Here is a 19,675-nt window from a genome sequence, read left to right as displayed (position 1 = left end):
CCACGCTAGCCGGGGTGGAACACTAGCGCTTCTCCATTACTGACCGGTCCCGCCTGGGTCAGCGTGGGGTCCAGCTCCCGTCGCCGGCGACGGTCGCCCCGGATCCGCGCCCGATACGGCTCGCCGTGGGCCCGCTGCGCATCCGCAGGACGGCCGCGGCCGGCAGGCGATCTCAGCGCAGGGCGCGTCCGGACGGCCGGTCGAAGCGCCGGGCGGCCAGGTATCCGGCGGCGAAAGCGTCGCCCGCCCCCGGCCGGCTCGACGGCCTCCACAGCGGTTGCCGTGACGGCGTACCCGTCCCAGTCCACGAAGGCGACTGCCGGGCCGGCACCGCCCTTGACGACCAGTTCCGAGGGCCCCGGCAGCAGCTTGCGGAGGGCGTCCGGGTCGTCCGTCCCCCACCGGGCGCAGGCTTCGTCCGCGCCCACGGAGACTGTGCCGGCACGCTGGCCGATGCCGCGCAGCGACTCCGCCGCCTCGGGGGGACACGGCAGGCGTCACCCGGTGGTTCACGTCGAAGGAGCTACGCGGGGCGCGGCGCAGCAGGACGCCGACCAGGTCCCGGCAGTCGTCCGAGAGTGCCGGGGTGATCCCGGACAGGTGGACCTGGTCGACGCCGTCGAGGGCCTCGTCGGGCACCCGGCGGTAGGCGGTGGCCGCGGAGGTCTGCCGGTAGTAGCGCATCGTCGTGCCGCCGGGCCGCGCGCCCTCCATGCACCGGCCCGTCGGGCGGTGCGGGTCGGACTCCAGGAAGCGGATGTCGACGCCCGCTCCAGCGGGTGTCGTGCGGATGCGGTCGCCGAAGGGGTCCGCGCCGACCCGGCCGGCGAACCGGGTGGGCACGGCCGAGGCGGGCGAGGCCGACGGCCACGGTGACCTCGGCGCCGCTTCGGCGACGCGGACCATGCCGAGCAGACGGACTCCCTCACGGCCAGAAGAACGCCGGCAGGCCCAGGGGCCAGGTGCGTTCGGTGATCCGCCGGGCGGTCGTGAGCAGTGCGTCGGTGCCGAGTCGTGCCGGGGTCAGCGGCGGCCGGGGGGCGCGGCGAACCGGCTGGAGATCAGGTCCTCACCCACCATGCGCGTCGCCCTCCGTCCGCGCCTGCGGGATCCCGCTGGCCGGCGCCACGCGCCGGCCCGTGCCGAGATCGAGCACCAGCTCGGCGTCCCGCCAGCTCGCCCGGAGTTCGCCCGCGCCGAACTCCTGCCGGCAGGCCGGATTGTCGAGGTGCGGCGTGCTCGGTTCCGGGTCGGGCAGTGCGCCGTCGACGGTGAACGCGCCGCTCCAGGCGAGATGCAGCCGACGGCCGTCCCGCGCGGTCCACGCCACCTGCGGATCGCCGTGCCGGTCCCGGCCGAAGTCGGGGGTGGCGAGGGTGTCGGTGAACTCGGCGAAGGAGCCGTCCACCGTGCGCCGGCCCACGGTCGCCACATAGGCGCGGCCGTCGCCGACGGGTGTCCAGGCCTGCCGGGCCTCGTCGCCGGTGGTGTCCGGGCGGAAGCCGCCCTCCGCCGCCACCGCGACATACCCGTCCCCGACCCGGCCGGCGAGCCAGCAGCCGTACTCCCGCCATTCGTCGAACAGTTCGGCCGGGAACCACAGGTGGGTGGTCGCGGTGTCGTCCGGGAGGCGGTGCAGTACGAGGACGGTGTCGCGATGCTGGCGGGCGCGCGGGAGGATGCGCTGACCGGCCCAGGCGTTCGGGCGGGCCGAGGAGCTGATGGTGTCGGCGGCCGGGTGGGTGGCGAACACCTGGACCTCGGAGCCTAGGGTGGCGCCCCAGATGTGTTCCTGGAGTCCCGGCAGGCCCGCCCGGTAGTCCTGGACGCTGGACAGCATGGCGTCGGGGGTGCGCCAGATGCGCAGGTCGGAGTCGTACGGGCGGCTCAGCAGGTCGTGGTGGAGCCGGTAGCCGCCGCGGTAGACCTGGCGGCCTTTCCATTCCTGCGGGGGCTCGCCCGCGATCGCGGGGATCACGGGCGGGACGCGGTAGTGCTCGGCGGTCGCCAGGGCGGTGGCGGGGAGGACGGCACTGTTCAGGGAGCCGACGCCCCACAACAGCCACATGACGGGCGCTGTCTCCTCGAAGCGGGAGGAGCGCAGGGTGGGGGTGTAGGAGCGGCCGTGGGCGGCGCCGTGCACACCGTGCCAGGAGTTGCAGGCGAGGGTGAGCAGTACCTTGTCGAGGAGCGCCTCGGCGAGCCGGCGCAGTCCGTCGGAGGCGGCGAACTCCACCAGGGACACCAGGGCGAGGGTGTCGATGGCCAGGTAGGCGTTGGAGTCGAACTCGCTGAATCCGTCGGTGAGTTTGCGCCGCATCCACTCCTCGGCGAGGGCCTGTGCGTGCTCGGCGTGCCGGCGTCCGGTCCAGCTGGTGTTGGTGAACTCCTCGTCCGGGAACAGTTCGCCGGCCAGGAGTTCGGCGGTGTGCCAGACGAACTGGTGGTTCTCGGTGAAGTAGCACATCGCGTCCAGGCCGGGCTGGTCGATCCAGTACTTGAAGCCGGTCAGCGCGTGGTGCACCGCCTCCCGCTGGCCCGGCTGCCAGTTGGTGCCGGGGACGCGGTGCCACAGGTGGACGAGGCTGACGGCCTCGAAGTCCGCGCAGTCGGCGCGGTCGGCGAGCATCGCCAGCGGCCCGTCCAGGTCGGCCTGGTCGAGTGGAACCTCCGGGTCGAGGGTTTGCCGGGCGAGGGCCCGGGCCGCGCCGGGGGTGGCGCGGCTGACGTGCCGTAGCAGTTCTGCTCGCCATACGGTGGGATCGCCGGCCGGTTCCGCACGGCGCTGTGGGGGCAGGGTGGCGACCCGGGCCACCCGGAACACCGGGGACAGGGGGTCGTCGGCGGTGATGCGCAGCACGTTCTCGCCGGTGTCCAGCATGGACGCGGCGTTCTCGGTCTCCGGTGACCGCCCGGCCAGCACCACCGGGGCGGCTCCCTTCTCCGGCAGGAGGACCGGTTCGGCGGGGCGGCCGTCCACCGACACCAGCAGGCGTCCGCCGGCCGGCCCGGAGATCCAGGTGCGCCCGTCGGCACAGGCCCACGGGCCCACTGCAACCGACTCCAGCAGCTGCTCGGCGGCTCGCGAGCGGTACTCGTCGGCTCCGGGCGACGGCAGGACCACCCGGACCGGGAGGCCCTCGATCCTGAGGCTGGCCACGTGGCGGACCTCGCGGAAGGCGACCTGCCAGGTGGCGAGGTGCACGGTCGTCGGGCCGGAGCGCAGGCGGACGCGGACGCGGTGCCGTAGCGGCTCCATGTATCCGAGGTCGTCGCCGGAGAGCACCGGTTCGCCGTCGACGAAGAGCACGAAGGGTCCGGTGCAGCCGACTTCGAGTTCGCGGTACTCGGCCTGGTCCACCTCGAGGACGGTGCCGGCGAGCGCGTGCCGGTACTCGGGGGTGAAGCAGAACTGGCTCCAGTCGAGCAGGCCGTCCTCGCCGGTGTGCTCGCGCTGCCAGAGCGCCGAGGAGGGCGGATCGCCCGCCGAGCGCGTCCAGGTGAACGCGGTGCCCTCGGCGAGGGCGGGCAGCGGCTGTTCGGTGAGCAGGGGGTGCAGGTCGTGGAGGCGGCGCTTGAGCGGTGCGACGTCGGGTCCGTTGGTGAGCACCCACCGGCCGTCGTCGCCCCACGGGCTGCCAGTGGCGGACAGGACCCGTGCCAGGTCGTCGCAGGTACTGCTCCACGCGGGGCTGATCAGCCAGTCGCGCACGAAGCCGCCGCGGTCCAGCGAGTGCACCGTGCGGCTGGTGGCCTGAGGTGACGTCACTTGATCGCTCCTTGGGAGATTCCGGAGATGATGTGGCGTTGCAGCAGCAGGTAGAGGATCACGACCGGCACGATCGACACCACGGACACGGCGAGGATCTGGTTGAACGGGATGGCCTGCTGGCTCGCGAAGCGGGCGATGGCCACTGGCAGGGTCTGCTTCGATTCGTCCTGGGCGACGATCAGCGGCCACAAGAAGTCGTTCCAGCGCCAGCTGACGGAGAAGATGGCGAGCACGGCCAGTGCGGGGCGGCCGGGTGCACCAGAGGGCCAACAGTTCCGCGTACAGTGCCCTGACCAAGGCGGGCGCGGGTGTGGTGTGGTCGCCGTCCAGCTTCGTCTCGCCACCAAGACGCTCGACGTCGAGGAACTGGAGTTCAGCGACGGCACGGTGGTCAACGCGATCGTGGCCCGGGCCGAGGCGGGCGTGAAGGTGCGGGTGGTCCTCGAGACGCCGAACAGCTACGCCAGTGAGGTCACCGAGATCAAGAACGCCGGCGGCACGGTCGTCGGCTACTCCGACCCCAACGGCTTCTACATCCACGCCAAGGCCATGGTCGCCGACTACAACCTGTCCACCCAGGAGGTGGAGGCAGGCTCCATGAACATCAGCAGCAACTCCCTGTCCAACAACCGCGAGCTGGGCATCGTCCTCACGGGCACGGGGGTGGCGCAGTCGGTGGCCACGACCGTCGAGACCACGTTCAACAGCGACTACAACGGCGGCACCGCCGCGTAGCGGACCGGGCCCCCGGCTGCCCTGGACACGTCGTTCACACGGGTGCCGGCCGACGCGCCCGGCAAGGCGCCCACCGGGTACGGCGTCTGGTGCAACGTCTGGCCGGAGAACCCGGCGTGGAAGTTCGGCGGCGTCCGCGACGACATGTCCTTCTGGAACGGGTTCCTGGGCGCCCTGGCCGAGATCGACCCCGGTATGGCCGTCAACACCCAGCAGGACGACGCGGCCTGCTCGCAGACCGAGGGGCTCGTCCTGGCCGCGAAGAACCCGCACAGTGCGGCGGCAGCCCTCTGGCGGAGCGGCGCGCGCATCACCGTCCACCGGCAGACCGGGCAGCACAGCCCGGCTGCCGGTGGCGGAACGGGGTCGGAGCGGCGCAGGCCGAGGGCACGTCGTCGTCCGGCGCGGCGCAGGCCCTCGACATGCCGGGCCGCCGGAACGGCACGGTCCTGCCGTACAGCCGCGGCCCCGCGGCCGGGCCTTCGGGCGGAGACCGGGTCCCACCGGGTCCCACCGGGTCGCGGCCGCGACCGAGGCCCCGGCCCACCGGAGGGCCCCGGACCTTCTCGACACCGCGGCCCCGTGATCCCTCACGCCCGGTCGACCGCCCCGCGGCTTGCGCGGAATCCCCTGGTCAGCATGGATCACCGGCCGATCTATGCTTCTTGGAGCAGGAGGTTCGCCGGACCGTCGAAGGAGAGGATGCCCGTGTACGGCGGCGCTCTCCGTCCGGTATCCGCACCGTGTCCGTCTCTCCCGAGGAAGCCCCGTTGAACTTCTGGTCGATCTATGAGCATGCCTTCGCGCGTGTCGCCGCGTGCACCGGCCACACCGTCATCGCCGACCCGCGCGCCAACGCCGAGGCGGTCCTGCGCCTGGCCCGCCGCTGTGCCGAGGACGGGGTCGCCGTGGCCGTCTTCCCCGAGCTCGGCCTGACCGGTTACTCGATCGAGGACCTGCTCCTCCAGGACGCGGTGCTCGACCAGGCCGAGGAGGCCCTCGCGACGGTGGTCGCCGGTTCGGCCGGGCTGCTCCCGGTCCTCGTCGTCGGCGCCCCGCTGCGCCATCGCAACCGGATCTACAACTGCGCGGTGTTCGTGCACCGGGGCCGGATCCTCGGTATCGCACCGAAGTCGTACCCGCCGAACTACCGGGAGTTCTACGAGCGCCGGCAGATCGCCTCGGGCGACGACGAGCGGGGCGGCACGATCCGGATCGGCGGCGAGTCCGTGCCGTTCGGGGTCGATCTGCTCTTCGACGCGGAGGACGTCCCCGGTCTCGTGCTGCACGCCGAGATCTGCGAGGACATGTGGGTGCCGGTGCCGCCGAGCGCGGAAGCGGCGCTGGCCGGCGCGACGGTGCTGCTGAACCTCTCGGGCAGCCCGATCACGGTCGGCCGCGCGGAGGACCGCAAGCTGCTGTGCCGCTCGGCGTCGCAGCGCTGCCTCGCCGCGTACGTCTACGCGGCGGCCGGACTCGGTGAGTCGTCCACGGACCTGTCCTGGGACGGCCAGACCATGATCTACGAGAACGGCGCACTGCTGGCCGAGACGGACCGGTTCCCGCTGGACGACCAGTACGCGGTGGCCGACGTGGACCTGGACCTGCTGCGCCAGGAACGGGCCCGGATGGGCTCGTTCGACGACAACCGGCGTACGCACGCGGCCCGCACCGGCGGCTTCCGGACCGTCCCCTTCCGGCTCGACCCGCCGACGGCCGACCTGGGCCTGCGCCGCAGGGTCGAACGCTTCCCCTTCGTGCCCGCCGACCCCGACCGGCTCGCCCTGGACTGCTACGAGGCGTACAACATCCAGGTCGCGGCACTCCAGCAGCGGATGGCGGCGATCGGCGGCCCGAAGGTGGTCATCGGGGTGTCCGGCGGCCTCGACTCCACCCACGCGCTGATCGTCGCCGCCCGGGCGATGGACCGCGCGGGCCGACCACGCAGCGACATCCTGGGCTTCACCCTTCCGGGCTTCGCCACCAGCGACCACACCAAGGGCAACGCCCACAAGCTGATGAGCTCGCTCGGCGTGACCGCGGCCGAGCTGGACATCACGCCGACCGCGCGGCTCATGCTGAAGGAGCTGGGCCACCCGTTCGCGGACAACGAGCCGGTGTACGACGTCACCTTCGAGAACGTCCAGGCCGGACTGCGCACCGACTACCTCTTCCGGATCGCCAACCAGCGCGGCGGCATCGTGCTGGGCACGGGTGACCTGTCGGAGCTGGCGCTCGGCTGGTGCACCTACGGCGTCGGCGACCAGATGAGCCACTACAACGTCAACTCCGGCGTGCCGAAGACACTGATCCAGCATCTGATCCGCTGGGTCATCAGCAGCGAGCAGTTCGACGCGAAGACCGGCGAGACGCTCGCCGCGATCCTCGACACGGAGATCAGCCCGGAGCTGGTTCCGGGCGAGCAGCTCCAGTCCACCGAGTCCAAGATCGGCCCGTACGCACTGCACGACTTCACCCTCTACCAGGTACTGCGGCACGGCTTCCGGCCGTCGAAGATCGCCTTCCTGGCCTGGCACGCCTGGCACGACCGGGAGGCGGGGGCCTGGCCGCCCGGCTTCCCCGAGTCCGAGCGCAAGGCGTACGACCTGGCCGCGATCCGGCACTGGCTCGACTACTTCTGCCGCCGCTTCTTCGCCTTCGCCCAGTTCAAGCGCTCGGCCATGCCGAACGGCCCGAAGGTCTCGGCGGGCGGCTCCCTCTCCCCGCGCGGCGACTGGCGCGCCCCGTCGGACAGCTCGGCGAAGGCCTGGCTGCACGACCTGGAGCGCGTCCCGGAGGCGTAGCGGGATCGGGTGAGGCTGGTGGGCCAGTCGGCCGCCACCCGCGCACAGCGCCTCGGGCCGTCGGCGTGCGCGCTCGCGATTTGGTGTCCGCCCTGTGGCCTCGCTATGGTCGATCTTGCGCGCGGCGCTCCAACTCAGCGTTACGCGCGATGCGTTGGTGGTCCAAGGAAAGACGCCCCGCTTCCTGCGGGGAAATGCAGGTGCAAGGCCTGCCCGGCGCTCCATCCCAAGAGGCCCGCCCCCGATCCGTCGGGGGCGGGGCTCTTTGCGTCCACGGCTTTCGACGACGGCCGTACGCGCCTGACGGGCGAACCTCCCGCCAACACCCGGAAGGAGCCTACGAACAGGGCAAAGCGCCTGGTCAGGGACGCCTTGGCGATACGGCGGGCAGGACGTGGGCCGGGGCACCGGTTGCGGTGCCCCGCACGGCTTCCCACGGTGGGCGCAAGGACAGCAGTCTCGAAAGGAAACCCATGCGCGCCCTAGCCTCCCGCGGTCTCCTCGTCTCCCTCCTGGTCTGTGCCGCCCTGGTCTTCGGCCCGGCCGCCGCCACCGCTGCCGCCGCCGACGCCGGCCGAGATGCCTCGGGACCCGGTGTCGCACGGACGGTTCCGCGGCCCGGTACCGATGTCGCCACGCTGCTGGACCGCGTCGAAGCGATGGACACCACGCGGTACGACCGTGCCCTGACCCCTCTCCTGAACACGCTGCCCGACCTCACCGCGGCGCACGGCACCGCCGTCGACCCGGCTCGGGCCGCCGCCTACGCCAAGGAAGTACAGGAGTGGAGCGCCGCCCTCCAGAAGCGGCTGAAGCAGCTGAAGCCGGGCGCCTCCGACCGCTCGGTCCGGGCCGCCGACCCCGTCTCGGACCTGCTGAACGCTGTCCAGGCTGCCGTCAACAGCCTGCTCAGCTCGCTGACCACGCTCGACCTCGGCGGAGTGGTGAGCGCCGTCACCGGGCTGCTCGACCCCATCCTCGAGGCGGTCACAGGCCTCCTCGGCGCCGTGCCCGCGCTGCCGTCGCCGGCCGCCGCGGACACCACCGCGTCGACGACGATCGTCGCACCGTGAGGAACTGACCCGGAGTGACCGTGGTTCGTCGCCGCAGCGCCCTGGCACGAGGGCGCTGCGGCGGCGAACCCGGTCCGTGCCGGGGCCGTCAGCTCAGTTCCCCTGCCAGCCCGGGACCGTCTGGAGCACCTGCTCCGCGACCCGTACGAGAGCCGTGTCGTCGGGCGGTACGTCGTCCTGCCGCCAGATCGCGACTTCGAACGTGCCCCTGCCGTCGTCCTGCGCGTGCTTCGAGACCAGGAGGCAGCGCGCGGTGCCGCCGGGCCCTGTGCGTGCCTTCCCGTCGGCGAGGTTGAAGCCGATGGAGATGGTCGGGCTGGAGTAGAGGAGGGCCGGGTGCCCCAGGACGGTCGTCCTGCGTGCGTCGCCCGACAGGTCGCCCGTCTCGGAGACGGGCAGGTCGTAGTAGGGCGCCGACAGCTTCACGGAGTACGTCTTCAGGGTCACCGTGGCGTCGGGCGCGGCGATCTTCGTGCCCCCCGGGAACTTGACCCAGTCCCCGCTGCCACTGGCGGTCTCGATCTGTTCCCCCGGTGTCCCCAACAGAGCCGGAAGGTCCGGGCGGTTCAGCGACGTACACAACCGTGCGCCCGAGACATAGCGGGACGGCAGCCGGTCGGTCGAGTTCGAGCAGGCCGCCGGTTCACGGCTCGCGTCCTGCGGGTGGACGAACGCCTTCTGAGCCCACAGGGCGCCCACGACACCCAGGAACAGGGCCACCGCCGCGATCGCCTGAAGGACCGGTCTGCCGTCCTTTTCGGGCTCGCTGCAACCTTCGGTCATGTCCCCCACCCCCGCTGTGCGTCCCCTGTGCGCCCGTGGAGCCTAACTGATGTTCGGGGCACTGATGTTCACGGCGATGGCACGGGCCGCTCAGCCCCACTCGGTGGCTGCGGCTTCCCCCGGCAGTGTTTGATGACGGCAGCACGCTCCAGGCCTGAGGAAGCAGAGGTGGACGCGGTGGCCGACGGACGGGTCGTCGAGGTGGGCGGGAGCGCCCTGGTGGTGCGTCGTGCGCCGCGGGACCGGACACGCGCGGCGGTGCTCGTCCTGCACGGCGGGCAGGAGAACGGGCGCCGTGCGGCGCGCCCCTGGCAGCCGGCGGCGCTGCGCATGCGCCCTTTCCTGAGCGCGGCCGCCTCGGTCTCCTCGCCCCGCGACGTACTGGTCGGCCAGGTACGGTACCGGTACCGCGGCTGGAACGACGCCGCCGACCCGCTGCAGGACACGCTGCGCGCCCTCGACGAGCTGCGCGGCCGGGCCGGGGACGTGTCCGTGGTGCTGGTCGGCCACTCCATGGGCGGCCGGGCGGCGCTGCGCGCGGCGGCCGATCCCTCGGTACGGGGTGTGCTCGCGCTGGCGCCCTGGTGCCCGCCCGGCGACCCCGTGGACGATCTCACCGGGACGAGGATCGTCGTCCTGCACGGCGACCGTGACCGGGTCACCGAGCCCGCCGGGTCGGCCACATTCATACGGCAGGCCCGCGAGGCCGGCGCGCAGGCCGGAATGGTGCTGCTCAGGGGCGGGGACCACGCGATGCTCCGCCGCAGCCACGACTGGCACCGGGCCTCGGCCGCCGCCATCCGCCGGTTGCTGCGTCCCGAGCGCGATCTCGACGGCTGGACGGCCGAGGCCTGCGGGGCACAGGAGCCGCTTCTCCGTTGACCCGCGGCCTGATAAAGTGCCGCGCCCCCACGCGGCATCCACTCCGAGGACGGCTGATGTCGATCACGAAGCCCATCCTGCTTGTCAGGTACCTGGCAGTGACTCTCCTGGTTCTCGCCCTCTCCGGCACCATCCCGGCAACCGCCGCACCGCGGTCCGCCGCCCCGGCGGCCATCGCATCCCAGCTCCCCGCCCCCGCACCGGCCGTCTCCGCCACCGGCACCTGGCAGCCGCCGCTGTCCACGCGGGGCCGCTACATCGTCGACGCCGCCGGGAACCGCTTCCGCCTGAGGGCCGCCAACTGGGACGGCGCCCAGGGATCCTGGACCGGAAGCGGCAGCACCGCCGACCCCGCCAACCACCACGCCGGCCAGGACTCCTACGGCATCCCCCTCGGCCTGGACCGCGCCTCCCTCCCCCGGCTCCTGTCGGACTTCCAGGCGCTCGGCATCAACAGCATCCGGCTGCCGTTCTCGAACGAGATGATCCATACGACGGCGCCGGTACCGGACGGCGCGGTCACGGCGAATCCGCAGTTGCGGGGGAAGACGCCCCTGGAGGTCTACGACGCCGTCGTGGCCGACCTGACCGACGCGGGCTTCGCCGTCATCCTCAACAACCACACCAACACCTCCCGTTGGTGCTGCGGCATCGACGGCAACGAGCGGTGGAACAGCGGCCAGTCGACGCAGCAGTGGGCCGACGACTGGGTCTTCATGGCCCGCCGTTACGCGGCGAACTCCCGTGTCGTGGGCGCCGATCTCTACAACGAGGTACGCCGTGACGTCCTGAACGACCCCGGCTGGGGCCTGGGCGACGACCACGACTGGTACGCCGCCGCCCAGCTCGCCGCCGACCGCATCCTCACCGAGGCCGACCCGGATCTGCTGATCGTCATCGAGGGCATCAACTGGACCGGCCTGCCCGTCGACGGACTCCCGCACGACCGCCCCACCCTCACACCCGTCCGCACCCTCTCCCACACCCTCGTGGACGCCCACAAGCTGGTCTACTCCGCCCACTTCTACGGCTACACGGGCCCCCGGCACAGCGGCGCCACCGGAATCGGCGAGACCAGCGACCCCCGCTACCAGGACCTGACCCGCGACCAGCTGTACCAAGTCCTCGCCGATCAGGCCTTCTTCGTCACAACCGAGGGCAAGCACTACACCGCACCCGTGTGGGTCAGCGAGTTCGGCATCGGCGCCGGCGAGACGGCTACGGCCGCCCGCGCCTGGTTCGGCAACATCACCGACTACTTCGCCGACCACGACACCGACTTCGCCTACTGGCCGCTGGTCGGCTGGGAGGGCCACGACGACTGGGCACTGCTGCGCTACGACACCGCCGGGCACCGGTACGGCCTCCTCGACGACGGAGACTGGCGGACCACCGCGTGGGACCACGTGATGAACTCCCCCAGCCGCACCGGCTACATCGCGCCGGGGACGACCTGGCGGATGCTGGCCACGGATCACGGAGACGCCGTACGGTCCCTGCGGGTGCGGGCCGGCGGTGACTGGGACTCCGGCGCCTACAAGGCGGTCTGCCCTGACGGGCTGCGGCTGATCGGCCTCGGTCACTCCGGCGGACGCGGCCTGTGCACCGACGCGGCCGCAGGCGGTCTGCGGGCCGCGGGCAACGCCCAGACGGTCGTCACGGACGAGCGGTATGTTCCGGCGGGCGGCGACTGGACCTCCGGCTACACCAAACTCCAGTGCCCGGAGGGCCAGTTCGTCATCGGCTACAGCCGTCGCGGTGAGCGGCTGTCGGCGGTGCTGTGCGTGCCGTCCGCCACGGCGCTGGGTGCGGGCGGCCGGACGCTGTGGTTCGACCGGTCCGACAACCGCCCCGCCGACGGCGCGGGCGACGACTTCGCCTACGGCGCCTACAAGGGCCAGTGCGCCGCCGGCGAGTACATCGCCGGGGTCGCCTTCACGACCCGCGTGGGCAGCGCCCAGGGGCCGGCCGCCCTGCTCTGCGTCGCGCTGCGCCCCTGATCGCGGACGGCCGTGGGCCGATTCTTGCCGGCGGCCTCGCACCGCGTCCGGGCGGTCAACGGGCCCGGACGCAGCGGGGCGGCCGACTGTGCTCCCGCCCGGCAGGGCCCGGCGGACGGGCGGGCGGATCGCCGGTGGCCGTCCGGGGCATGCCAATGACACTGTTGGGTCCGCTTGCCGTATGGTTCGACCAAGTTTTGGCCAACGTGCGTGGATACCGTTTCCCGGACCGGTCCCGCGGGAGAGACTCACCCGCGGAGGGGGGACGAGCACGACCGTGTCACGCCGGGCGTGCCATCCCGCGGTGTCGCGTCGCCCAGGGGGAGGCGGCGAGCTGACCAGCGGAGGGATCCATGACGCAGTCGCTTCCCGGGCAGCGCCCTGCCCAGGAGCAGGCGTTCGCCGGGCCCGGACGGCCACCGGTCGTCGTGATCGGCGCAGGGCCGTACGGACTTTCGGTGGCCGCCCACCTACGGGCGTCGGGGACACCGGTCCGCGTCTTCGGCGAGGTGATGGGCAGTTGGCGGCACGCCATGGCCACCGGGATGTTCCTGAAATCGACGCCGGCCGCCACCGACCTGTCGGCGCCGGAGCCGGGTGGCCGGCTGGCGGACTTCCGGCGTGAGCACGGCGAGCCGGAGCTGACCGAGCTGACCCCGATCCCGTGCGACGTCTTCGTACGGTACGGGCAGTGGTTCCAGAAGCGGTACGTCGGTGAGGTGGAGCCGGCCCGGGTGACGGCGGTCGAGCGGTCCGCGTCCGGATCCGGGTTCCTGGTCCGGGCGGACGACGGGCAGGAGATGGCGGCCTCGGCCGTCGTGGTGGCGACCGGTCTGAACGGACTCGCCCATGTCCCGGACGAGTTGCGGCACCTCGCGCCCGAGGGGCCCGGCCCCCGAGCGCCGGTGTCGCACACCAGCCACCACACCGATCTGTCCGGGTACGCGGGCCGGCGGGTGGCCGTCGTCGGCGGTGGCCAGTCCGCGCTGGAGAGCGCGGCGCTGCTGCACGAGTCGGGCGCCGAGGCGCAGGTTCTGGTGCGGGAGCCGAAGGTGCTGTGGGGCATGATCCCAGACCTTTGCCGGCCCTGGACGCAGCGGCTGGCCAAGCCGGCCTCGCCGCTGGGCACGGGCTGGATCCTCGCCGGTGTCTGTGCGGCACCGGGCGGTGTGCGGTGGTTTCCGGCGGCCGCCCGGCTGCTGCTGTTCCGGCGGGCGCTCGGCCCATCGGGCGGCTGGTGGCTGCGGGAGCGGGTGGAGGGTGTCGTACCGGTGCACACCTCGCGCCGGGTCACCGGTGCCGTGCTCTCCGGACCGGTGGTGCGCCTGGATGTCGCCGGCCCCGGGGGTGAGCGCGAGTCCCTCACCGTCGACCATGTGCTGGCGGCCACCGGTTACCGGCTGGACGTGGCCGCCCTGCCCTTCCTGTCCCCCACCGTGCGTCGCGCCGTGGCGTGTGTGCCGGGTTCGAAGGCTCCCGCGCTGCGGGGCACCTTCGAGTCATCGGTGCCGGGACTGTATTTCACGGGCTCGCTCGCGGCACCGGTGTTCGGGCCGATGATGCGGTTCGTGGCGGGCACCCAGTTCGCGGCCGTCCGGATCGCCCGGCACATCAGGGCCTCCTGAGCAGGGGAATTCGGTTGCGGCGGGGCCGGGGAGCGCTGAGCTGTTTCTATGGACGGTGCCACGGAGCAGGCGCGACAGGCGAGGGCGGACAGCGACCGCGTGCGGCGTCGGGCGGGCCGTCAGCCGGCCTGGGCCATAAACGGCACGGACGGTTTGTCAGATCGAACACCGATGAACACCGATGACATTGCGCCCCTTGACCCGCAGTCAGGAATCGGACAGTGCGACGCCCGCGAACTCGCCGCTGTGCGCGGCCAGTTGGGGCAGAACCAGTGACCAGAACTGATCGACGTGCTTCGGTGAGATCCGGTCACGGTCCGCCGCGCCGAGCACCTCGAACCCGACCGTCGCGGCGACTATCACCGCGGCGACCCGGTCCGGTGACACTCCCTCGGCCAACTCCCCTTGGTGCTGGGCCCGTGCCAGCTGTTCGCACACCCAGGTACGCCACCAGCACCCGAAGCCCATGCCGTTCTTGCGGGAGGGATCGACACTCAGCTTGAAGCCCGCGCGGACGACGACATCGGTGGCGACCGCGAGCAGCAGTTCCCGGGTGACCGTGATCAGCAGGTGCAGTGCGGAGGTGGCCGGCGGCCGCCGGTCGGCTACCAGTTGCTCAATGGTCCGCCGGGCCGCGCCCTCCACCTCGACCGCGAGGGCGTCCTTGCTGGGAAAGTGGAAGTGCAGCGCTCCGGCGCTCACTCCCGCGCGCCGGCTGATAGCGGGCAGAGAGGACAGGGCGTATCCGTCCTCGGCGAAGATCTCTGCGGCGGCGTGAACGAGGGCCTGGCGGGTTCGAGCCGCCCGGAGCTGCTTGACCATCGCGTCCCCCTGTTATCCGGGTGAATCCGGAATTGGATGGTCCGATTCCCCCTGGGCCTGCAACATTCCGATTTGAGAACCTTAGCAAACAGCACGATTGGTAGGTTTGCCGGAGTTCTGTGTGTGGGCGGAGGGCTCCGGGCTCCGGTGGCCCTCCCGCATATCGGGAGCACGACGCTTCCCTGCGGAGCAAACCAGACAGGTGGTTTGGTTCGAGGCGGGTCAGGCCTCGGTGGCCACGAGTGATTCCTGCCGCCGGCGCTCGACTTCCTCGACGACCCGGGCGCCCCGGTCGGGCGCGGTGTCCAGCCGGATCAGGGCAGCGGGGGTGGCTATGGCCGGCAGTACATGGTTGTAGAGGACGGAGATACGGTCGTTGAGATCCGTCCAGTCGGAGACCACCTCGGACATGAACTGGGTCCCGATCCAGGCCCCGAGGAAGCACTCCGCGGTCTCCTGGGGAGTGACGTGCGGCAGCACCTCGCCGCGTTCCTTGGCCTCCACCAGCTTCTCGGTCACGAGCTCGGTCCAGGCGGGCCAGGCGCTGCCGAACAGCGAGCGCCCCTGGAGGTCGGCCGACAGCCGTATGCCGGCGAGCAGGATGACCTCCTTGGGGATGCGGTGGGCCAGCGTCATGCCGATGTCCACCCACTCCTGGAGCTTCAGCTCGCGCGGCACCCAGTAGTCGTCGCTGATCTGGGCGTTGATCACGCCTCGCGCGAGGGCTTCCTTGGAGTCGAAGTGGAAGTACAGGGCTCCCTTGGTCACTCCGGCTCGCTCAAGGATCTCAGCGATCGTCGCCGCTGTGTATCCGCGTTCGGCGAAGACCGCGGCGGCGGCCTCCACAACAGCGCGTCGGGTCCGAATCGCACGCTCCTGACGCGCCATGGGGACCCCTCCTCGGTCAAAACAAAACCGGACGTGACGTACCTTACCCCAATCGGGGGTCGGTATTTCGGCCACAGAGGGCCGATTCCCGGCCCGTCCCGCTTCGGCGCCGGGGCGTTGGCGCGGGACTCGTCAGGCAGTTCACCAGGCGGTGCGTCCGCCGTCCACGGTAAGTGTGGCACCCGTGACGAAGCTCGCCCTGTCACTGCAGAGCCAGGCGGCGGCCTCCGCGACCTCCTCGGGATCGGCGGCTCGCGCCTGCGGGGCGGAGCGGTAGGCCCGTGCCTCGTTCTCGGGCGACTTGGCGAACCAGTCGTCGATCATCTCGGAGCGGGTCAGGCCCGGGGCGATGGCGTTCACGCGGATGCGGTGCGGAGCGTACTCGACGGCGGCGGCCTTGGTCAGGCCGATCACCGCGTGCTTGGAGGCGATGTAGGGCGCGGCCGTCGAGGAGGCGACCAGGCCGCCCACGCTGCTGGTGTTGACGATCGAGCCGCCCCCGGTCTCCAGCATGGCCGTGATCTCGTGGCGCAGGCAGTTCCACACGCCTCGCACGTTCGTCTCGGTGACCCGCTCGTAGTCGTCGTCGTCGATGAGGTGCATCGGAGTCTTCGGCAGCGCGACGCCGGCGTTGTTGAAGGCGGCGTCGAGACGGCCGTAACGCTCGACGGCGAACTCGACGGTCCGGCGCACCTCTTCCCCGTCGCGGACGTCCAGGGCGCGATGGCTCGCTTCGGCGCCCTTGGCGCGCAGCTCGTCGGCGAGGTCGCGCAGCTTGTCCTCGCGGCGGGCGGTCAGGACGACGGTGGCGCCCTGCCGGGCGAACACCCGGGCGGCGGCCGCACCGATACCGCTGCTGGCGCCGGTGATGAGGGCGACCCGGCCCGCCAGTACGGCTCCTTCTGCTGCGGTCACCTGGTCACCTCGCGCGCGGTGGAGAGGGAGTCGGGATCATGCCAGAAGACGTCGAGCCCTGCCTCCTGGTCGAGGGTGCGCAGGCGCTCTTCGTCGATCTCGGCGAGGGCGCCGACCAGGTGCCGGACGCCGAGTTCGCGCATCAGCTCGCGCTGGAAGCCGTGCTCGAAGGTGCTGGGGTGGCCGACGAACGGCGTGTCCAGCTCCTTGGCATGGCCGGCGAAGCGGGCCACGTCGTCAATGAAGAGCACCTGGTGGTAGTCGAGACCGAAGTGGTCCTGGACTATCTGCCGGATGCCGGGGCGGAAGTCGTTGGTGCAGATGTAGTGCGGTGCGGTGAACAGCTGCTCCCAGGCGCCGAGATGGCGGCGGAAGTGGTCCTCGTCGAGGCCGCCGTAGCAGATGATGTCGAGACCCACGGCGCGCAGCCGGTGCAGGAGTTCCTCGGCGCCGTCGAGGGTGTGGACGGGGTGGGCCCGCAGGTAGCGCTCGCGTTCGGCGAAGTAGTCGGCGACGGCCTCCTGCTCGCTCACGTCGGCGCCGGTCTCCTCCAGCAGCACCCGGGCGGCTGCGAGGCGGGACTGCGAGAAGAGCCGCTGCTCCAGTTCCCGGGTGTACTCACCGCCGTACTTGAGGACGAGGCGGTGCAGGACGGGGCTGAAGCTGTCGTTGAGCAGGACGCCGTCGATGTTGACGGCGGCCAGGCGCAGGGTGCGCAGTGGTTCCATCGGGGTCTTCCTCTCCCAGGCCGTTCGACAATCATGCAGTGGCTGTCGGGACCGGGTGCGGCATGGGTCCGCCGACGGGGGGGCGAACTCCCCCAGTGACATGGCTGAAAGAGACCGCTCGGCAGGTTTTGGCGGAGTCGAGGCGGGCTCGTCACCCACGATAACCAGCCGCCGACATCTGCTGTTTAGTCCGTTTTTCGCCGCGCCTTCGACTTGATTGAGCGCAAAAATACTTGGCCAAGCCACCACCGAGCGGAGTCATGCATGGATCGAGTCCCACCACGCTTGGCGAATCCTTTACCTTGTGGCCGACCCGAGAAAACCGGTAGGTCCGTATCTTATAGGCGTCGAACAGAGCTTCCAGCCAACGAAGAGCTTTCCGACGGGGGGTTATTGATGAGCCTGTCCGCCAGCGAGATCGGAGTCGGTCTGCCCGCACTGCCCCGGCTGACCACGACGGTCCCCAAGGAGTACGTCCACCGGGCGTCCCTGGCCGAGGTGTTTCTCTCCGGCTGTACCGCCCAGGACGACAGGCTGCGGTTCTCCCTCACCGGACAGTGGCCACGCGCCCACACCTTCTTCAACAGTGCCGACGGCTCAAGTCACGACCCGCTCCAGGCCGCAGAGACGTTTCGGCAGGCCGGCATGTTCGTGACGCACGCCGAACACGGTGTACCGCTCGGTCATCACTTCGTGCTGTGGTCGCTGAGTTGCCACACCGATCTGGAGCAACTGCGGATCGGCTCCCGCCCGACCGACTTCCATCTGGACGTGACGTGCCCGGACACCGCCCCGTGCGGCAGGGCGTCCGCGCGCCGGATGGGCATAGGGTTCGCGCTGCGCCGGGCCGGCCGGACCGTGGCCCACGGAGACGGGCGGTACTCCATCGTCACGCCGTCCGTCTACGCGCGGCTGCGGGCCAGCCGGCCCGGAAGACAGGTGACTTCGGCGGAGCCGGTGGTCGCGGCCGACCCGATGCCGCCGTCCGCCGTGGGCCGCACCTCCCCCGCCGACGTGGTGCTGACGCCCACGGACACGCCCGGCCGGTGGCTGCTCAGCCCTGACCTGGACCACCCGATCCTGTTCGACCACGGCGGCGACCATCTGCCCGGCATGGTCCTGCTGGAGGCTGCCCGTCAGGCCGCCTGCGCCCGGCTGGCCCCGCGTGCGCTGATACCGGCGAGCACGTCCACGACCTTCGACCGCTACGTCGAACTCGACAGCCCTTGCTGGGTCGACGTGACCGAGGTGACTCCCGGGGGGGACGGCACGATGACCGTGGAGGTCGTCGGCCGGCAGGGCGGCGAGACCGTCTTCACCTCCACCGTGCACGGGCCCGTCGTCGACTGAACGCGACACGAAACGGCCGCCGCCGGGTCCCGGTCCGGGACCCGGCGGCGGCCGTTGGGCTCATCAGTGCCGGTGGCCGAGAGCGTGCCGGCGGTCGGCGTCACGGCGGTGGTGCAGACCCCAGGAGGCGGAGTCGACATAGCGTCCGTGGTCGTTGCGCAGGGTGGCGGTGTCGGTGTCGTGGTTCCACACGGACTCACGGCGGTCCTGGTAGAGGTCCGTCATGGTGTCCCGGCCCTGCCCGGTGTGGACGCGGACCGTGCTGCGGCCGGCCAGCAGGTAGTGACGGAAGGTGTAGCTGTGGCCGTCGGCGTCCGACAGCGTCCAGCCGCTGAGGTTGACGTCCCGACGGGAGGTGTTGGTGACGTCCACCCACTCACGGTTCAGGGCACGGCCGGAGAAGACCGCGCGGCCCTGCTGGTCGTGCTGTACGGCACTGATGACGACCGCGTCGCGGGGCGGCATCGCGGAGTGCGGGGCGGCGGCCGCGGCCGCGGCGGGCAGGGTCAGTGCGCCCACCATGGCGGCCGCCATGGCGGTGGCGGAACCGAGACGACGGGCGGTCGCGGAGACGGATACGGACACGAGGTCCCCCTTTGCGGGGTTCGGGCACACCTCGACGGGTGCGGTGTCAAGCCGCGGTTCGCGAGGGGTGTGTGGTACCGAGGTGGCGGCCGGGCGGCCGCGCAGCCACACCCTGCAACCGCGCGGTGGGACGCGCGGAGCACGCACCACGCCCATTACCGATCTTTCGCACGGCTATGACACTCGACTGTAACGTCCATTCACTAAGTGAATGGACGGATTTGCCCCATACGGGGGCCTTGCGGCCCCTCAGAAGCCATCGGCTCACCCGAAAGTGAGTAACAGTCAGCGGCCGACCGGAGCCGCCGACAGAAGTTGATCTTCTGGTCGTCATATGGAATTCCCCGATAGGCCGGTCGTGACGGGGGTTCGGGGAAAGCGTTTGCCATTACGTTTCGGTGTGCCATTTTGGCATGCCCACACCCACTCGGCGCACACCTCCCCGTAGGAGACACCCACATGCGCAGACTCGTTGCCTGCCTGGCGGCCGTGGTCGCCGCCCACTTGTGGGCCGTGGCGCGCGAGATGCCCATCCCGGCTGCGACATGCGCGACCGGGCGACCCGAGCAGGCTCGTTCAATCAGCAGCCGTCGGCCGTGAACGGTCAGCCGGGCATTACGGTGGGACACGAAGACCTCCGCGAGGTGCAGTCCTAGACAGCTCCACCACACCGGAGGTCTTCGCCATGATCAAGAACCCGCGAGTGTCAACAA

The 19,675-nt window shown here is 71.3% G+C and carries 17 protein-coding genes and 1 pseudogene; 7 read left to right on the top strand and 11 right to left on the bottom strand.

Translation table 11 applies throughout. The features are described 5' to 3' along the window. Positions 1–36 precede the first annotated feature (36 nt). The 3 genes from ABZ396_RS31135 to ABZ396_RS31125 all read right to left on the bottom strand — a co-directional run bounded on the left by ABZ396_RS31135 (position 37) and on the right by ABZ396_RS31125 (position 4,005). Positions 37–906, bottom strand: a complete 870-nt coding sequence (locus ABZ396_RS31135) for a PfkB family carbohydrate kinase (RefSeq protein ID WP_359186453.1) — start codon at positions 904–906, stop codon at positions 37–39. A gap of 163 nt (positions 907–1,069) precedes the next feature. Continuing rightward, positions 1,070–3,769: a hypothetical protein gene (locus ABZ396_RS31130; RefSeq protein ID WP_358926764.1), complete on the bottom strand. Its 2,700-nt coding sequence runs from the start codon at positions 3,767–3,769 to the stop codon at positions 1,070–1,072. After that, a complete protein-coding gene (locus tag ABZ396_RS31125) occupies positions 3,766–4,005 on the bottom strand; it encodes a hypothetical protein (protein ID WP_358926763.1) in 240 nt (79 codons plus the stop codon). Before ABZ396_RS31125 ends, ABZ396_RS31130 begins: the two co-directional genes overlap by 4 nt. 82 nt (positions 4,006–4,087) lie before the next feature. Here ABZ396_RS31125 and ABZ396_RS31120 point away from each other — a divergent pair, with 82 nt between their 5' ends. Further along, complete coding sequence (locus ABZ396_RS31120) at positions 4,088–4,507, top strand: phospholipase D-like domain-containing protein (RefSeq protein WP_358926762.1); 420 nt, start codon at positions 4,088–4,090, stop codon at positions 4,505–4,507. Here ABZ396_RS31120 and ABZ396_RS31115 read toward each other — a convergent pair. Then, positions 4,483–4,818 (bottom strand): hypothetical protein, encoded by a 336-nt coding sequence (locus ABZ396_RS31115; RefSeq protein ID WP_358926761.1) that lies wholly within the window; start codon positions 4,816–4,818, stop codon positions 4,483–4,485. The two genes, ABZ396_RS31120 and ABZ396_RS31115, sit on opposite strands and share 25 nt — an antisense overlap. Positions 4,819–5,277: 459 nt before the next feature. On the opposite strand from ABZ396_RS31115, the gene ABZ396_RS31110 reads away from it, so the two are divergent. Together ABZ396_RS31110 and ABZ396_RS31105 are read left to right on the top strand one after the other, a co-directional pair. Then, a complete protein-coding gene (locus tag ABZ396_RS31110; RefSeq protein ID WP_358926766.1) occupies positions 5,278–7,311 on the top strand; it encodes an NAD(+) synthase in 2,034 nt (677 codons plus the stop codon). 473 nt (positions 7,312–7,784) lie between these two features. Continuing rightward, on the top strand, positions 7,785–8,384 hold the full coding sequence (locus tag ABZ396_RS31105) for a hypothetical protein (RefSeq protein ID WP_358926760.1): 600 nt from the start codon (positions 7,785–7,787) through the stop codon (positions 8,382–8,384). 93 nt (positions 8,385–8,477) lie between these two features. Here the strand turns inward: ABZ396_RS31105 and ABZ396_RS31100 are convergent, their stop codons facing one another. Then, on the bottom strand, positions 8,478–9,167 hold the full coding sequence (locus ABZ396_RS31100; RefSeq protein WP_358926759.1) for a DUF6215 domain-containing protein: 690 nt from the start codon (positions 9,165–9,167) through the stop codon (positions 8,478–8,480). 168 nt (positions 9,168–9,335) lie between these two features. On the opposite strand from ABZ396_RS31100, the gene ABZ396_RS31095 reads away from it, so the two are divergent. From ABZ396_RS31095 to ABZ396_RS31085, 3 genes are all read left to right on the top strand, one after another. Continuing rightward, on the top strand, positions 9,336–10,049 hold the full coding sequence (locus ABZ396_RS31095; RefSeq protein WP_358926758.1) for an alpha/beta fold hydrolase: 714 nt from the start codon (positions 9,336–9,338) through the stop codon (positions 10,047–10,049). 56 nt (positions 10,050–10,105) lie between these two features. Continuing rightward, on the top strand, positions 10,106–12,049 hold the full coding sequence (locus ABZ396_RS31090; protein ID WP_358926757.1) for a cellulase family glycosylhydrolase: 1,944 nt from the start codon (positions 10,106–10,108) through the stop codon (positions 12,047–12,049). A gap of 353 nt (positions 12,050–12,402) precedes the next feature. After that, positions 12,403–13,674 carry an FAD-dependent oxidoreductase gene (locus ABZ396_RS31085; protein WP_358926756.1) on the top strand — a complete coding sequence of 424 codons (1,272 nt, stop codon included), beginning with the start codon at positions 12,403–12,405 and terminating at the stop codon, positions 13,672–13,674. Positions 13,675–13,881: 207 nt separating this feature from the next. On the opposite strand, the gene ABZ396_RS31080 is transcribed toward ABZ396_RS31085, so the two are convergent. The 4 genes from ABZ396_RS31080 to ABZ396_RS31065 form a co-directional block, all read right to left on the bottom strand. Further along, entirely contained in the window at positions 13,882–14,496 is a 615-nt protein-coding gene (locus ABZ396_RS31080) for a ScbR family autoregulator-binding transcription factor (RefSeq protein ID WP_358926755.1), read from the bottom strand. 222 nt (positions 14,497–14,718) lie between these two features. Next, on the bottom strand, positions 14,719–15,384 hold the full coding sequence (locus ABZ396_RS31075) for a ScbR family autoregulator-binding transcription factor (RefSeq protein ID WP_358926754.1): 666 nt from the start codon (positions 15,382–15,384) through the stop codon (positions 14,719–14,721). A 141-nt stretch (positions 15,385–15,525) separates the two neighbouring features. After that, complete coding sequence (locus ABZ396_RS31070) at positions 15,526–16,299, bottom strand: glucose 1-dehydrogenase (protein WP_358926753.1); 774 nt, start codon at positions 16,297–16,299, stop codon at positions 15,526–15,528. Then, positions 16,296–17,027: an HAD family phosphatase gene (locus ABZ396_RS31065; RefSeq protein WP_358926752.1), complete on the bottom strand. Its 732-nt coding sequence runs from the start codon at positions 17,025–17,027 to the stop codon at positions 16,296–16,298. Before ABZ396_RS31065 ends, ABZ396_RS31070 begins: the two co-directional genes overlap by 4 nt. 396 nt (positions 17,028–17,423) lie before the next feature. Between ABZ396_RS31065 and ABZ396_RS31060 the strand changes: the two genes are divergently transcribed. Beyond that, positions 17,424–18,377 (top strand): ScbA/BarX family gamma-butyrolactone biosynthesis protein, encoded by a 954-nt coding sequence (locus ABZ396_RS31060; protein WP_358926751.1) that lies wholly within the window; start codon positions 17,424–17,426, stop codon positions 18,375–18,377. 63 nt (positions 18,378–18,440) lie between these two features. On the opposite strand, the gene ABZ396_RS31055 is transcribed toward ABZ396_RS31060, so the two are convergent. Continuing rightward, the gene (locus tag ABZ396_RS31055; protein WP_358927044.1) at positions 18,441–18,962 is read right to left on the bottom strand and encodes a lamin tail domain-containing protein; all 522 of its coding nucleotides are present in this window, start codon (positions 18,960–18,962) and stop codon (positions 18,441–18,443) included. A 494-nt stretch (positions 18,963–19,456) separates the two neighbouring features. Continuing rightward, positions 19,457–19,591 (bottom strand): annotated as a pseudogene (locus ABZ396_RS31050) (leucine zipper domain-containing protein); the annotation flags it as partial. Positions 19,592–19,675: the final 84 nt, after the last annotated feature.

Origin of the sequence: Streptomyces sp. NPDC005866, assembly GCF_040629895.1 — a bacterium.
Classification (GTDB): Bacteria; Actinomycetota; Actinomycetes; order Streptomycetales; family Streptomycetaceae; genus Streptomyces.
Note: the sequence above shows the minus strand (reverse complement) of the source record. Positions and strands in the feature narration are given on the sequence as shown.